This is a genomic window from Chloracidobacterium sp., assembly GCA_016720705.1.
Lineage (GTDB): Bacteria > Acidobacteriota > Blastocatellia > Pyrinomonadales > Pyrinomonadaceae > OLB17.
The window spans coordinates 2,167,899-2,182,670 of the sequence record JADKKB010000007.1 but is presented as its reverse complement, the minus strand read 5'-3'; the positions used below and the strand labels follow the sequence as shown (position 1 = coordinate 2,182,670).

The following is a 14,772-nucleotide window of genomic DNA, read 5'->3' as shown; positions in this document are numbered from 1 at the left end:
AATATGAGTTCCTGGCATACAAGCCAATTATCATACGCGTTCGGCATCGGTGGAATGATGTCGTTTTATGGCATTGTCAGCGTCATCGTGTATATGTTGCCGCCAAGCACCGTGGGCGATACCCAGAAGATCGTCATTATCGGACTCGTTCTGTTGACGTTGCCGTTTGCACTGGTCATCGCGTTCGTCGGTTCACGCCGCCGCAAAAAGCGTGAACGGGCCGAAGCGGAAGCCGCAAGCGCCGCGGAAACGGTCGGAACGGAAACGACGGAGAAGGCCGCCGCCACGACAACCCCGACCGGCAAATACCCCGAACTCGAACAGAGCATTATTGAGACGATCCAGTTTTTGCGTACATCCAGTCTGGGAGATGGCGGAAAGGACGCCCTATATTCTCTGCCGTGGTATATCGTGGCGGGACCGCCTAGGAGTGGCAAAACGTCGCTGATCGTAGGCTCAGACCTCGATTTTCAAACCCTTCCGAGCCAAAGACAATCTGAGCAAAAGTTTGTTCGAGCGACAACGTCCGTTACCTGGCGAGTTACCAGCGAAGCTGTATTTATTGACACCTCGGGCCGCTATCAAACCGAGGGTTCGGATAGCGACGAGTGGAGTGCTCTACTGGAATTGATACGCAAGAACCGCCCGAACCGCCCGATAGACGGTTATATTATCACCGCCGATGTGGATCGGGTCATCAAGGGCGATGATCGCGAAAATGATGAGTTGGCGAAGGTATTAAGGGCAAGGGTCGATGATGCCATCCAACGGCTAAAGGTTCGATTTCCGGTTTACACCGTTTTTACTCATGCCGATGGAATAGAAGGTTTCCGGGACTCATTTTCGGTCTCAAAAAATGATGGACGCTCGCTGGTCTGGGGATCGACCATTCCGCTCGACAAGGGTGATGCGGGCCAATCGATGTTCGAAGGCGAATTTGAATTACTTCATAATTCGGCGATGAAACGGCGATTGTTGCGACTTTCCGCTCCGTTTTCGCCGGTCCGACAGCTGCGTATATTTAACTTTCCGTTGCATTTCGGGTCTGCACGTCGAAAGATCGGTGCCTTTGTGGCGACTCTTTTCCGACCAAACCCCTTTAGCGAAAATCCGCTGCTTAGAGGTTTTTATTTCAGTGCGTCACCCGCGGCTAAGTCCAGCCCGAACGCACCCCAGACGGTTGCGGACACATTCTTTACTCATCGGTTCTTCCGCGACGTTTTGCTGCGTGACAAGGATATTGTACGAGCATTTCAAGCACGCAAACAAGGTGCACCGCTGCTCGGGTGGGCATCAATTTTGCTCGGTGCCGGATTGTTGATCATTCTGCTTTCGCTATCCGGCGTTTCGCTCTATAACAATAAAAAGATGCTCGAGGATGCTCGGGCTCGCGGCGAGGCTTTAATCGCAATAACGCAAACCTCAGCATACAAGGACCCCTCAAAAGCTGACGAAAAGGCAACGCGTGCAGAGATCGACACCACCGAATCACTTCGGGAATTGATCGTCAAACTTGATGATTATGAGCGAAACGGTGCCCCTTGGTTTATGCGATTCGGGCTCTATTCGGGCAATCGCGTCTACAAACAGCATCTGTTAAAGGTCTATATGGACGTGATCGAACACCGGTACAAGACCGCCACGATCGCAAAGGTTCAAAGTGACCTAAAGAAGTTTTCCACATCGAATCCCGTCGTTAATTCAACGCAGTTGACCGATGCTGAGGAGGCTCTTCTAGGTAAAAATTACGATCTCTTGAAGGCCTATTTGATGTTAGCCGGCCCCTACAAGGACAAAGCCGACTCAGCGCATATTGCCAGTGCGTTAAAGGATTACTGGACAACCGAGGGCAAGATCCCGGCAGAACTCAAAACCAAAGCGGCTCTCCAATTAGAATTTTGGGCCAAACAGGTCGACCGAGACGATCAAGATTACAGCTTTCCGCGTATTCTGATCGATGAAAAGCTGGTTGCCGATACGCGTGCCAAACTGCAAGCATTCCCCGCGGTATTCAGATATTACAAACGCAAGGTCACGGAGATTTCAAAGGCGGTCGATGAAAAGGTCGGGCCGACCACTGTCGATGCCATATTGGCCCGAAACGGTTCGGACGCGAGATTTCTCGATGGTGCGTATCAGGTGCGAAGCATCTTTACGCGTTCCGGCAACGAACTAATGAAAAAGGCCCTCAAAGAGGCTGATGAAAAGCTGAGCGAAGACGATTGGGTAATGGGTGAGGTCGGCAAATCAAAGATCGCCCAGACGACCGATTCCAAAAAGCTCGAAGACCGCTATTATCGCGACTACGCCGATGAATGGCGGGCTTTTGCCAAGGGCATAACCGTAAAGCCATATAAGACAAAGGAAGATGCTGCGGCGGCACTGCAGGTTTTTTCACTCGAAAATTCGCCGATGAAAGTGCTGATGATCGAGATCAGCCGCAACACAAATCTCTCGGCTCCGCCCGAGGTTATCGGCTGGTGGGATTGGATCAAGAGCTTTGTTGTATCGCAGGAAAATCCCAACGCGGGTGGGACACCGCCTGAGAAGGAATTTCAGCCGCTTTTTGAATTTGTCGGTAAAAAAGGTCAGAAAGATCGGGCTCCGGTGGATAATTATGGAGCCTCACTGCAAAACGTCTACAAGAACCTGAACGGAATTTCGGCCGAAAAGCTAAAACAAGTTTCGGACGATCTTGCGAACGAGAAGGACGATAGCCTGAAGTTACTCTCAAACGAACGGGCGATCATCGGGATGATCCAGAGCTTTACGACATCGTCGACCCAGGAATTAGCGACGGTCCTGCAGGAACCGCTGGGTAATCTGAAGAGCCTGCTCGGCCAAGGTGCTCAGGACCAGCTCAAAAAATCCTGGAGCGAACAAATAATGCCGGCGGCCAAAGAGATCGAAAAAGGATTTCCGTTTGAAGACGGGCAATCGGAGTCGGACCTTACGAAACTGACCGCCTTCCTCAATCCGACTGACGGTAAACTGTCTAAATTCTACGATGACCGCCTCAAGAAATACTTTGAGGAGTCCAATGGCCAGTTGAAGCTGAAGGACACTGCCGAGGTCAAGTTCAGTGACGAGTTTGTCGCGTACCTCAACAACGCCTTTGCACTTAGAAAGGCTCTTTACGGTACGGGCAACACGCCGAAATTTGAGTACGCTTTTGCCCTAAAGGTCGGCAAGGACTCGCTCGTAGAGGTTACCATCGACGGACAAAAGGTCACATCCGAAGGGACCGCGTCGATCAACGGTTCATTCCCGGCGGCACAGTCGGCCGAGACCGGAGTGATCGTAAGTTCCGGGGCGTCCGGTGCGACCACGACAACTGCACCTCCGGCTTCGAATTCGGCGACACCGCCGACGTCTGACTCGTCGTCGTTAAAATTCCCTGGCACTTGGGGACTATTCCGCTTTGTTGACGCCGGCAAACCGCAGAAACAGGCAGGTGGTGAATACACCCTCAGCTACTCGGTAGGCGGTAAATCGGTATCGGCCACGGTAAGGCCAAGCGGCGGCGACCTTTTTGATAAGAGCATTTTCAGACAGGTCAAGGCTCCGCAGAATATGCTCAAGTAGCGGAGGGATTGGAGGATTTTATGCAAAACGCTAAACAGATGCTGGACGGTGGTGACCTCACAGGTTCGATCGCGTCGGTTTTGGATCACGTCCGGAGTAATCCGACGGACATACCGGCTCGAATATTTCTCTTTGAACTTTCGTGTTTCGCAGGCGATTGGGATCGGGCAGAAAAGCAGCTTGATGTAATTGGCCACCAAGACGCTAATGCGATGATCGGATCCCTGATCTACCGCAATAATTTCAAGGCGGAGCGTGACCGTGCCCGTTATTTTGCAGATGGTCTAAAGCCGGGCATCATCGCCCCGCCGCCGACGTATGTCGAGGACCTGATCCAGGCCAACAATCGTATCCGCGAGGGTAATATTGCCGAAGCAAGAGCGATGCTTGACCGTATCGAAGAAGAACGCCCCGCATTCAAAGCTACGGTCAACGGCGGTGAGATCAGCGACTTTCGCGATTATAACGATTCGACGATGTGTATCTTCGAGGTAATTTTCAAGGACTCGTACGTTTGGCTGCCGATCGAACAGGTACAAAAGGTCGAATTTTTTAAGCCGAAATCGCTACGCGATCTGTTTTGGATCCAGGCTCAGGTCGAACTCGTCGACGGAACCAACGGCGAAATGTTCTTTCCGTCTTTATACTCCGGCTCGTCCGATAGTGAGAACGATCTGGTGCGACTCGGCCGTATGACCGATTGGCGTGACCTCGGGTCAGACTTGTACGCCGGCGAAGGACTAAAATTGTTTTGGATGGACGGCAAGGATCGGTCGATACTCGACCTCGAAACCATCGTGTTTGAACATGAGTAACTTGCTACGCAAGAAATATAGTGATTTATATCTAGTTTTCGGATAGAATGAAGCGTATTTCAGCAAACTATTGAGATCCGAACGTCTTTGTATGTCAGTTGCAAGGAGTTTTTCGAATGAATGAGGAATTGTCGGTTCCGCAAGTGATCGACTTAGATGCCCTGCTTCAGCCGGTGTCCGAAGAGACGCCATCTGGCGTGAGCCTGCGCTATTCGGGGCTTTACGATGAAATAAACGAAGCTCGCAGATCAGACGACAACCTTAACCAGGGCGAATGGCAGACCGAATTAAAGGTGGCCGATTACCGAAAAGTCGTCGAACTGGCAGTACCGGCCTTGGCAACGGAGGCCAAGGACTTGCAGATCGCCGCTTGGCTTTCGGAGTCGCTGATCGTAAATTACGGATTTGCCGGTCTTCGCGACAGCCTGAAACTCGTTAGCGGACTTCAGGATCAGTTTTGGGACACGCTCCATCCGATCATCGACGAAGGGGATATGGAGGGCCGAGCAAATGCCGTTTCGTGGCTCGACGTCCAAGGCGCGAATGCCGTCAAGTCGTGCCCGATCACCGGTGGTGCCCTCTATTCCTACAATGATTGGCTTACGGCCCGTTCACTTGAGACGCCGCCGAATTTTGATTCGTTAGACCCCGACAAACAACAGGAATTCAATAACCAACGGGCTAAGGCGGAAAGCGAAGGCCGAGTGACCGGTGATCTCTGGAAGGTCGCAGTCGCCAAGACCACACGAGCCCAAGCCGAGTCGATCAATCGTACTATCGAAGAATGTTGGGAAGCGTTTACTGAACTCAATCGGGTGATCGAGGAAAAATACGACCGCAATCAGATGCCCGGTCTTAGCACGTTAAAAAAATCGCTTGACGATGTCTACGGCCAGGTCAAGAAGATCTTAGAGAGGAAGCGTCTTGAGGAACCCGATGAAAACGATGTTGCCGAAGAAACGACTCCGAGTGAGGATGGATCGTCAGAAAGCACTAACGCCGGAACTCCGTCGACAATGGTAGGCGCGGTCAAGTCGCGTTCCGATGCCCTCAAGCGACTTTCGGAGATCGCTGTATTCTTTCACCGGTCCGAACCGCACAGCCCGGTCGCATATCTCGTGAATCGAGCTGTCAAATGGGGTAATATGCCGCTCGACAGTTGGCTGCAAGAGGTCATCAAGGACTCGGCGGCTCTCGAGCAGATCAATGAAATGCTCGGGATCGGCACCTCGTCATCCGCCGGCGATTATTACTCCGAACCGGCTGAAGAAACGACCGAATCGGAGTCAACCGGTAGCGATGAATGGTAACTTTGCGACGGTTTCGATGTCGCCTGTTTGAGGCGAGTAGTTTGCCGGAAAGATTTTGCAATTATTAGTCTTATATAAATGGTTAAAGCCTAAGGAGAAAATAGAATATGCCAAAGAAAGAAAGTTTGCAGCATAAGATCGATCGGGTTCGCCCGCCTCGTGTGCAGATAACGTACGATGTGGAGGTCGGCGGAGCTATCGAATTAAAAGAACTTCCGTTTGTTCTCGGCGTTATGGGAGACTTCGTCGGAAAACCGGAAGAACCGCTGCCGGCGTTCAAGAACCGTAAGTTTGTGGAGATCGATCCCGATAACTTCAATTCGGTCCTTGCAGGAATGGCTCCGAGGCTCGCGTATACAGTGGACAACAAAGTTCAGGACGACGGCAGCAAAATGGGTGTCGAACTGAAATTTAGCAGTATCGAGGACTTTGAACCCGATCGTATCGTCCAGCAGGTCGAGCCGCTCAGGAAACTTGTTGAGGCACGGCAAAAGCTCGCAGACCTCCGGTCGAAGATGGACGGCAATGAAAAACTCGAGACGATGCTCGAGGACATCATCGCAAATGTCGATAAGCAAAAGGAATTAAGCGACCAGCTTGGTTCAAAGGAGGACTAAACGAAAATGGCAAAAACTAAAGAACAAGATGCCGCCGCTCAAACCGTCGTGACCGAAGAGTCCGGCGGATTGCTGGACAAGATATTGACCGAGGGCCGTATGGCCCGCGATGATTTCCAGAAAGAACGCGCTAAGGATATGATCGGCGAATTCGTCAATCAGGTAATGAGTGGCGAACTTACGATGTCCAAGAATATGGACGTTGCGATCAATTCGCGTATCGCGGAGATCGACCGTCTGGTCTCGGCCCAAATGAACGAGATAATGCACCACGAGGACTTTCAGAAATTGGAAGGTTCGTGGCGCGGACTCCACCATTTGCTCAAGAATTCGCTGACCGGCACGCTGCTCAAGATAAAGGTTATGAGCGTGACCAAGAATGACCTCCTAAAGGACTTTGAACGAGCTTTGGAGTTTGATCAATCAGCACTATTCAAGAAAGTTTACGAAGAAGAATATGGAACGTTTGGCGGTGCTCCGTTCGGCGCATTGATCGGCGATTTCGAATTTGGCAACCATCCGCAGGATATGGCACTGCTCGAGAACATTTCGCAAGTCGCGGCCGCGGCTCACGCACCGTTCTTGAGTGCCGCTTCGGCAGGAATGTTTGGCTGGGATAATTTTGGCGAGATGTCGGAAGTACGCGATGTCTCCAAGATATTTGACCGCACCGAGTATATGAAATGGCGTAGCTTCCGTGAATCAGAAGATTCGCGTTACGTCGGGCTCACGCTGCCGCACGTTCTAATGCGTGAACCGTACGGTGCCGCGACAAAGCCGACCGAAACCTTTCGGTTTGAAGAAGATGTTGACGGTAAGGACCACAAGAAATACCTCTGGGGTAACGCAGCTTACGCACTTGGTACGCGTCTCACTGAGGCATTTTCGATGTACGGATGGTGTGTAGCTATCCGCGGCGTCGAGGGCGGTGGCCTGGTCCAAGGCTTGCCGACGCATACATTTGAAACGGATGAAGGCGAGATCGCGATGAAATGCCCGACCGAGGTCGCGGTGACCGATCGCCGTGAGAAGGAGTTTGCCGACAACGGTTTTATCCCTCTCGTTCATTGCAAGGGAACGGATTATGCCGCGTTTTTCGGAACGCAGTCGGCCAATAAGGCCAAAAAGTATGATTCGGATGCCGCCAATGCCAACGCCCGGCTCTCGACTCAATTGCAGTATATCTTTGCCGTTTCGCGTTTCGCACATTACCTCAAGTCAATGATGCGTGACAAGATCGGCAGCTTTATGTCGCGTAGCGAGTGCGAGATGTTTCTCAATAAGTGGATAATGAACTACGTCACCGAAGACGATAATGCGTCAGCGGCGACCAAATCTCAGTATCCGCTTCGCGAAGCCAAGGTCGAGGTGGCCGAGATCCCGGGTAAACCTGGTTGCTATCGGGCAGTCGCTTTCTTAAGACCGCATTTCCAACTCGACGAACTATCTGTTTCGTTGCGTTTGGTCGCGGACTTGCCGCAGCCGGCAAACGGCTAACGTCGGCCGATGGCGACGGGTGCAAGGTTTTATTGAGAAATTTCGCATCTGTCGCCCGGCTAATTTATTTTTTTCGCGTTCTTCGCAAAAAAAACTATCGCTATCGTCTTAGTGATGTGAGTAGTTCGGAGATAGCAGAAACGCTTTTCCATCAAATAAAAGGAGCAAAATAAAATGGCAGTTGATTATTTTTTGAATCTTGGCACCGTCGAAGGTGAGAGCGCAGATCACAAACATAAAGGTGAGATCGATCTCCAGTCTTGGTCATTCGGAGCCACAAACGCAGGTTCATTTTCAATGGGTGGTGGTGGTGGTGCCGGTAAGGTCTCGATGCAGGATTTTCACTTCGTTATGAGAACCAGCAAGGCATCACCGAAATTGATGTTGGCTTGTGCGACCGGCGAACACATCAAGAAAGCTGTTCTCGTATCGAGAAAGGCCGGAACTGAGCAACAGGAATTTCTCAAGGTCACAATGAGCGACGTCCTCGTATCATCGTACCAGACCGGCGGATCCGCTAACGGCGGAGATTTCTCAACGGATCAGATCTCGTTGAACTTTGCCAAGATCGAGGTCGAGTACAAGGAGCAGAAACCGGACGGTTCACTCGGCGGTGCTATCAAGGCCGGCTACGACGTCAAGGCCAATAAGAAGGTCTAACTTCAACTTCATCCCGGCCTTGGCCGGCAGGAAGATCCGCAGGGCTGTATCGCAAATCGGTGCAGCCCTGCAAATTAGTTTTGTTGACCTCCGTTTGGTTTTAGTATGTCCCGCAGTAATTCTGATATACGCGTCACCCCGTCGGTGCTCGACCGACTAATCGATCTTGATCCGCAGGAGAGCCGCGAGGCCCCAAAATCAAGATCTGCAGGATTGCAGGACCTTAAGGCATCGGTTCGACGGGATCTGGAATGGCTGCTCAATACGAGATGTCATCTTAATGACGACGACAACCAACTCGACGAGGCCAAACGCTCGATCGCGTTCTATGGACTGCCCGACATAATGGGTATGAACGCGAAAAATAATGCCGAACAGACGAGGCTTACAAAGTCTCTCGAAACAGCGATCCGAATATTTGAACCACGGTTTATGAATCTAAAGGTCACAATGGATCCCGTCGAGCACGCGGACAGACATCTTAGATTTAGGATCGAGGCAAATCTGGATATTGAACCAACGCCGGAACCGATCGTATTTGATACTATGCTGGAACTCGGCAGCGGCGAGTTTTCGATGTCATAGACCGCCTTCTGAACACTGAGGTGGGCCTGGGCAGTATTTGAACGTTATGCGTGATGAACTCTTAGGATATTACGAGCGAGAACTCGTCTTTCTGCGTCGAATGGGCGCGGAGTTTGCCAAAAAATACCCTAAGATCGCCGCTCGGCTGCAGTTGGACGAAGACAAGGTCGAAGATCCGCACGTCGAACGAATGATCGAGGCATTCGCCTATTTGACGGCCCGTATCGGGCACAAACTCGATGACGAGTTGCCCGAGATCACCGAAGCATTTCTCAATATTCTTTATCCTCACTATCTATCGCCGATACCGTCGATGGCGATAGTCCAATTCTCCTACGGATCGCCGAATGATAATCTGACTGCCGCGCAAACGATCGAACGTGGTACGCGGCTTAATTCACGGCCGGTCGACGGTACGCCGTGCCGCTTTCGTACGGCATTTGACGTTGACCTAATGCCGATCGAGATCCAATCTGCCGCCCTCGAATCGCCGGCGCCGAAAGATGCCCGCGGCAACCTATCCGAAGCGTCGATACGCCTCAGTATGAGGTGCTATGGCAACGCCAACCTCAGCGAACTGAAGAACGGCGCGACCTCGAAACCGCCTGAGAAAATGCGGTTTTATCTTGATGGCGAACCGCAGCTTGTCTTTCCGCTTTACGAGATCCTGTTGAATCACGCCACTGCTGTCGAGTTCAGGGCAAAAGATGCTCCGATCGACGGTAAGACGATGAAAACGATCACCAATATCCAGTTTAAGAAACCGGATCCAGTGATCCTTGCCGCAAGTGACGTGATAAAAGCGGTCGGGTTTGATGAGAGTGAGGCTGTACTCCCCTTCACTAAGCGTTCATTCGCCGGATACAGGTTGCTGACCGAGTATTTCGCTTTCCCATACAAGTTTTTGTTTTTTGACCTGTACGGCATTGATCAAGCGATCGCTAAAAAATTCGGCAGCCATTTTGATATCGTTATACATCTGCGCGACATTACGCCGCCGGTCGCACCTATAACGAATGAGACATTTCGATTGGGTTGCTCGCCGATCGTAAATCTGTTTTCAAAACTTTCCGATCCGATCTATCTATCTCAGAAAAAGTTCGAATACCAGATCATTCCGGATGTACACCGCCAGTCAACGACTGAGATCTATTCGGTAAATGACGTGATCACAACAGATCCGCGTTCAAATCGGACCCGCGAATTTTCGCCATTCTACTCTATGCGCCACGCCTACGGTGAACAGTTAGAAAAATCGTTTTGGTACGGTGTGCGGCGGCCGTCGCAAAGAACGGACGATGCCGGGACCGAAGTATTCTTGTCGCTGGTAGATCTGAAATTTAACCCGTTGATCCCGGCGGTCGAGGTTCTTAACGTAAAAACCACCTGCACTAATCGCGACTTGCCCGCCAAATTGCCGTTTGGCGGTAAAGAAGGTGATTTTGAGGTCGAGGGCACGGCACTTTTGTCACGGGTCAGATGCCTGACAAAACCCACCGAAACGATCCGACCACCACAACGCCGTTCCGCTCAATGGCGTCTGATATCTCACCTTAATTTGAATTATCTCTCGCTGGTGAATGCAGAAAACGGAACGCCCGAAGCACTGCAGGAACTATTGCACCTATATAATTTTGCCGATTCGTCGGTAACCAGAAAGCAGATACTGGGAATAACCAAGATCGCGACACGAAAGGTGGTCAGACAGATCGGTGGTAGGATCGGTGCCGGATTTGTCCGAGGGCTCGAGACGACGCTAACCTTTGACGAAGAACAATACGTGGGTAGTGGATTATTTCTATTCGCAAGTGTTCTAGAGCGGTTTCTGGGCCTTTACTCGTCAATAAACTCGTTTAATCAACTCGTTGTCAGAACCGAACAGCGCGAGGAGAATGTTCGGCGATTTGCACCTCGGGCCGGAGAACAGGAACTGTCGTAAATTGTGTCGAAGAAGCCACTAAATCAGGAGTTGTTCGACGAACCTTTCGCGTTCGAGTTCTTTCAAGCTGTCCGTCTGCTTGAGAGAATATATTCGGACCGCAAGACCGTCGGCAGGGATGCACTTCCGAACGAAGAAGTGGTTCGCTTTCGATCGCGTATAGGCCTCGAGTTCCCTGCAAGTGAGATCCAAGAGATCCGTGAGACCGCCGTGGCAGATTCCGATAAGCGGCTTGTCGAGATGATCGTAAATTTTATGGGGATGGCGGGTGTAAGCGGAGTCTTGCCGACACATTACACCGAACTCGTGCTTGATCGCGTGCGTCATCGCGATACAACGCTTTGGTCATTTCTGGACATCTTTACCCATCGATCCGTTTCAATGTTTTATCGGGCTTGGGCGAAATATCGTTTTCCCATCGCCTATGAACGGGGCGATCGCGAATTTACGTCATATATTTTTGATCTTGCCGGACTCGGCACCAATGGGCTTCGCGGTCGGATGGCCATTGATGACGAGTCGCTACTTCCCTATGTCGGCCTGATCGGACAGAAGCCACATTCGGTGAACGCCTTAGAAAATATGATCAGCGATTATTTTGGCGTTACGGCGAAGGTGGATCAGTATTTTGGTCAGTGGCTCGACCTTTCGGACGAGGATACGACAAAATTAGGCAAGAGCAACTCAGAACTTGGCCGAAGTTCGATCATCGGAACGCGTGTATGGGATCAGCAATCAAAAATACGCGTTCGAATCGGGCCACTCAAATTTAAGCAATATCAGGCGTTTTTGCCAAACGGCTCGGCGTATCGCCAGCTACACTCGATGATCAAGTTTTTGATCGGATTCGAGTTTGATTTTGATCTGCAGCTTATCTTGGCTGCCAAGCAGGTGCCGAGTTCGGTACTAACGACCAAGGCCGTTCGACGTCCAATGCTAGGTTGGACAACCTGGCTCAAAACAAAACCCTTCGTCGCCGACGACGATCAATTAGTGCTGCAAACGGGTGATTCACTCACAGAAAATTAGGAGATGACCAGTAATGAACGTTAACTTAAAATCATTGATCGGCAGATTGAACGACACGTGCCGCGAGGCGCTGGAAGGCGCCGCCGGGTTGTGCCTTTCGAGAACAAATTATGATGTCGAAATCGAACACATTCTGTTCAAGTTACTCGAACAGGACAACACAGATCTTCATCGCATCTGCAATCATTACGAGGTCAGCATCGACCGTTTGGCTAAGGATGTAAATGAAGCACTTGGCCGCCTAAAGACTGGCAATACGCGTACGCCGGGGCTAAGCGACCGCCTGCCGCGATGGATCCAGGACGCGTGGCTTTTGGCATCCGTTGACTTTGGAGCAGCCCGTGTCCGGAGCGGTCATCTCGTACTCGCTCTGGTCGCAAACGAAAGCTATGCGCGGATCGCTAGAGAGATATCACGCGAATTTAATCATATTTCGGCCGAATCGCTGCAGATCAAACTGCCCGAAATTACAGCGGACTCTAACGAAGAACGTGATGCCGTCGCCCTCGGCGAAACGGCCGGGTCGGCTGACGGTTCGCCGGTCGCAAGCGGTGTTCCCGGCAAGACAAAGGCTCTCGACCAGTACACCGAAGACCTGACGGCAAAGGCCGCCGCCGGCAAGATCGACCCCATCCTTGGCCGCGAGGGTGAGATCCGCCAGATCATCGACATCCTGACCCGTCGCCGCCAGAATAATCCGATACTTACGGGAGAGGCGGGCGTTGGTAAAACTGCAGTTGTCGAAGGATTTGCCGCTCGGATCGCAGCAGGAGACGTCCCTGATCCGTTGAAAAACGTCTCGGTACGCTCACTTGATCTGGGCCTGCTCCAAGCGGGCGCGGGCGTTAAGGGCGAGTTCGAACAACGTCTCAAGAATGTGATCGATGAGGTAAAGTCTTCGCCGCAACCAATAATAATGTTCATCGACGAGGCCCACACAATGATCGGTGCCGGAGGTCAGGCCGGTCAGAACGATGCGGCCAATCTACTAAAGCCCGCGTTGGCCCGTGGCGAACTTAGGACGATTGCCGCGACAACTTGGGCCGAATACAAAAAGTATTTTGAAAAGGACGCCGCTCTGGCCAGACGGTTTCAGGTTGTAAAGGTCGATGAGCCGGACGAAGAAAAAGCCGTTGCGATGATGCGTGGACTAACGGGCAAAATGGAGGAGCACCACAACGTCCGCATCCTGGATGAGGCGATAGTTGAGTGCGTCAAACTCTCTTCGCGTTATATTACCGGCCGTCAGTTGCCTGATAAGAGCGTCTCAGTACTCGACACCGCATGTGCAAAAGTCGCGATCGGCCAAGGTGCAACGCCTGCCGCCGTCGAAGATGAGACGCGACTGATACAAAATCTCTCGTCGGAATCCGAAGCTCTCGAACGGGAACAAGTGACGGGAGCCGACCACGGCACACGATTGGCAGAGCTGAAAACTGCTCTTGACACGTCAACCGCGGAACTCGCGAAACTTAACGGTCAATGGACAAAAGAGAAAGAACTTGTCGAAAAGATCCGCAACATTCGCGCGAAGCTGGAAATGTCCCGATTAGACCCCGAGCCGGTTGAAACTGCGGCGATCGAGGGCGAAGCAGTCGCAGTCGATGCCGAAACAACAACTCCGGAACCTGCCGTGGACGTGGATCTGCTTAGGGCCGAACTGAAATCGGCTAATGAAGAGCTCAAAACGATTCAGGGCGAAAATCCGCTTATGCAGCCGGTCGTTAACGGCCAGACGGTTGCCGAAGTCATCTCAGGATGGACCGGAATCCCCATCGGAAAGATGGTCGCCGATGAAATAAATGCAGTGCTAAAGTTGGCTGCGACCCTACAAGAACGCGTCTTGGGCCAAAATCACGCTCTCGAGGCGATAGCCCAGCGGATCCGGACATCTAGGGCCGGCCTGACCGACCCCAAGCGTCCGATCGGCGTTTTTATGCTAGTGGGAACATCAGGCGTCGGAAAGACGGAGACGGCTCTTGCCCTTGCCGATTCTCTGTACGGCGGCGAGCGAAATTTGATCTCGATAAATATGAGCGAGTATCAAGAGGCCCATACGGTTTCGAGTCTTAAGGGCTCACCTCCCGGATATGTAGGCTATGGTGAAGGCGGCGTTTTGACCGAGGCAGTTCGGCGTAAGCCTTACTCGGTCGTGCTGCTCGACGAAGTCGAAAAGGCCCATCCGGATGTGATGGAACTTTTCTTTCAGGTATTTGATAAGGGTGTGCTGGAGGATGGTGAGGGCCGCGAGATCGATTTTAAGAACTGCATCATCATTCTCACATCCAATGTCGGAACGGACACAATTATGAAATTGTGTGCCGATCCTGATACGACACCATCACCTGAGGGTCTGGTGGATGCGATCAAACCGGAACTCAACAAGGCCTTTAAGCCGGCATTGCTCGGCAGAATGGTTACCGTGCCGTTCTATCCGATCTCCGACGAGATAATGCGGTTGATCATCAAACTGCAGCTCGGCAAGATCGCAAAACGAATAAAAGACAACCACAATGCGCAATTTTCGTATGACGATACCGTCATAGAGACAGTAGCAAAACGCTGTACAGATGTGGACAGCGGAGCCCGGAATGTCTATAACATTCTGACAGGGACACTATTGCCGGAAATGTCCGGCGAGGTGCTCGCACGAATGGCGAGCGGCGAGGGTATCAGCAAGGTGCACGTCGGCGTCGGCGAAGGTGAAAACTTCACCTATCAATTTGAATAAGTAA

At 51.7% G+C, this 14,772-nt stretch carries 10 protein-coding genes; all 10 read left to right on the top strand.

The annotated features are described in order from the left end of the window. Window positions 1-3: 3 nt before the first annotated feature. The 10 genes from tssM (at window position 4) to tssH (ending at window position 14,768) form a co-directional block, all read left to right on the top strand. Window positions 4-3,585, top strand: coding sequence for a type VI secretion system membrane subunit TssM (tssM, locus tag IPQ00_16725; GenBank protein MBL0242211.1), 3,582 nt, complete (start codon window positions 4-6; stop codon window positions 3,583-3,585). 20 nt (window positions 3,586-3,605) lie between these two features. After that, window positions 3,606-4,400 carry a hypothetical protein gene (locus IPQ00_16720; protein MBL0242210.1) on the top strand — a complete coding sequence of 265 codons (795 nt, stop codon included), beginning with the start codon at window positions 3,606-3,608 and terminating at the stop codon, window positions 4,398-4,400. A gap of 116 nt (window positions 4,401-4,516) precedes the next feature. After that, complete coding sequence (tssA, locus tag IPQ00_16715; GenBank protein MBL0242209.1) at window positions 4,517-5,710, top strand: type VI secretion system protein TssA; 1,194 nt, start codon at window positions 4,517-4,519, stop codon at window positions 5,708-5,710. A gap of 107 nt (window positions 5,711-5,817) precedes the next feature. Continuing rightward, window positions 5,818-6,327 carry a type VI secretion system contractile sheath small subunit gene (tssB, locus tag IPQ00_16710; GenBank protein MBL0242208.1) on the top strand — a complete coding sequence of 170 codons (510 nt, stop codon included), beginning with the start codon at window positions 5,818-5,820 and terminating at the stop codon, window positions 6,325-6,327. 6 nt (window positions 6,328-6,333) lie between these two features. Then, window positions 6,334-7,824: a type VI secretion system contractile sheath large subunit gene (tssC, locus tag IPQ00_16705; protein ID MBL0242207.1), complete on the top strand. Its 1,491-nt coding sequence runs from the start codon at window positions 6,334-6,336 to the stop codon at window positions 7,822-7,824. 174 nt (window positions 7,825-7,998) lie between these two features. Next, on the top strand, window positions 7,999-8,484 hold the full coding sequence (locus IPQ00_16700; protein ID MBL0242206.1) for a type VI secretion system tube protein Hcp: 486 nt from the start codon (window positions 7,999-8,001) through the stop codon (window positions 8,482-8,484). 105 nt (window positions 8,485-8,589) lie between these two features. Continuing rightward, window positions 8,590-9,069 (top strand): type VI secretion system baseplate subunit TssE, encoded by a 480-nt coding sequence (gene tssE, locus IPQ00_16695; protein MBL0242205.1) that lies wholly within the window; start codon window positions 8,590-8,592, stop codon window positions 9,067-9,069. A gap of 46 nt (window positions 9,070-9,115) precedes the next feature. Then, window positions 9,116-11,008 (top strand): type VI secretion system baseplate subunit TssF, encoded by a 1,893-nt coding sequence (gene tssF, locus IPQ00_16690; GenBank protein MBL0242204.1) that lies wholly within the window; start codon window positions 9,116-9,118, stop codon window positions 11,006-11,008. A gap of 3 nt (window positions 11,009-11,011) precedes the next feature. Continuing rightward, on the top strand, window positions 11,012-12,037 hold the full coding sequence (tssG, locus tag IPQ00_16685) for a type VI secretion system baseplate subunit TssG (protein MBL0242203.1): 1,026 nt from the start codon (window positions 11,012-11,014) through the stop codon (window positions 12,035-12,037). A gap of 13 nt (window positions 12,038-12,050) precedes the next feature. Then, window positions 12,051-14,768, top strand: coding sequence for a type VI secretion system ATPase TssH (gene tssH / locus IPQ00_16680; protein ID MBL0242202.1), 2,718 nt, complete (start codon window positions 12,051-12,053; stop codon window positions 14,766-14,768). Window positions 14,769-14,772: the final 4 nt, after the last annotated feature.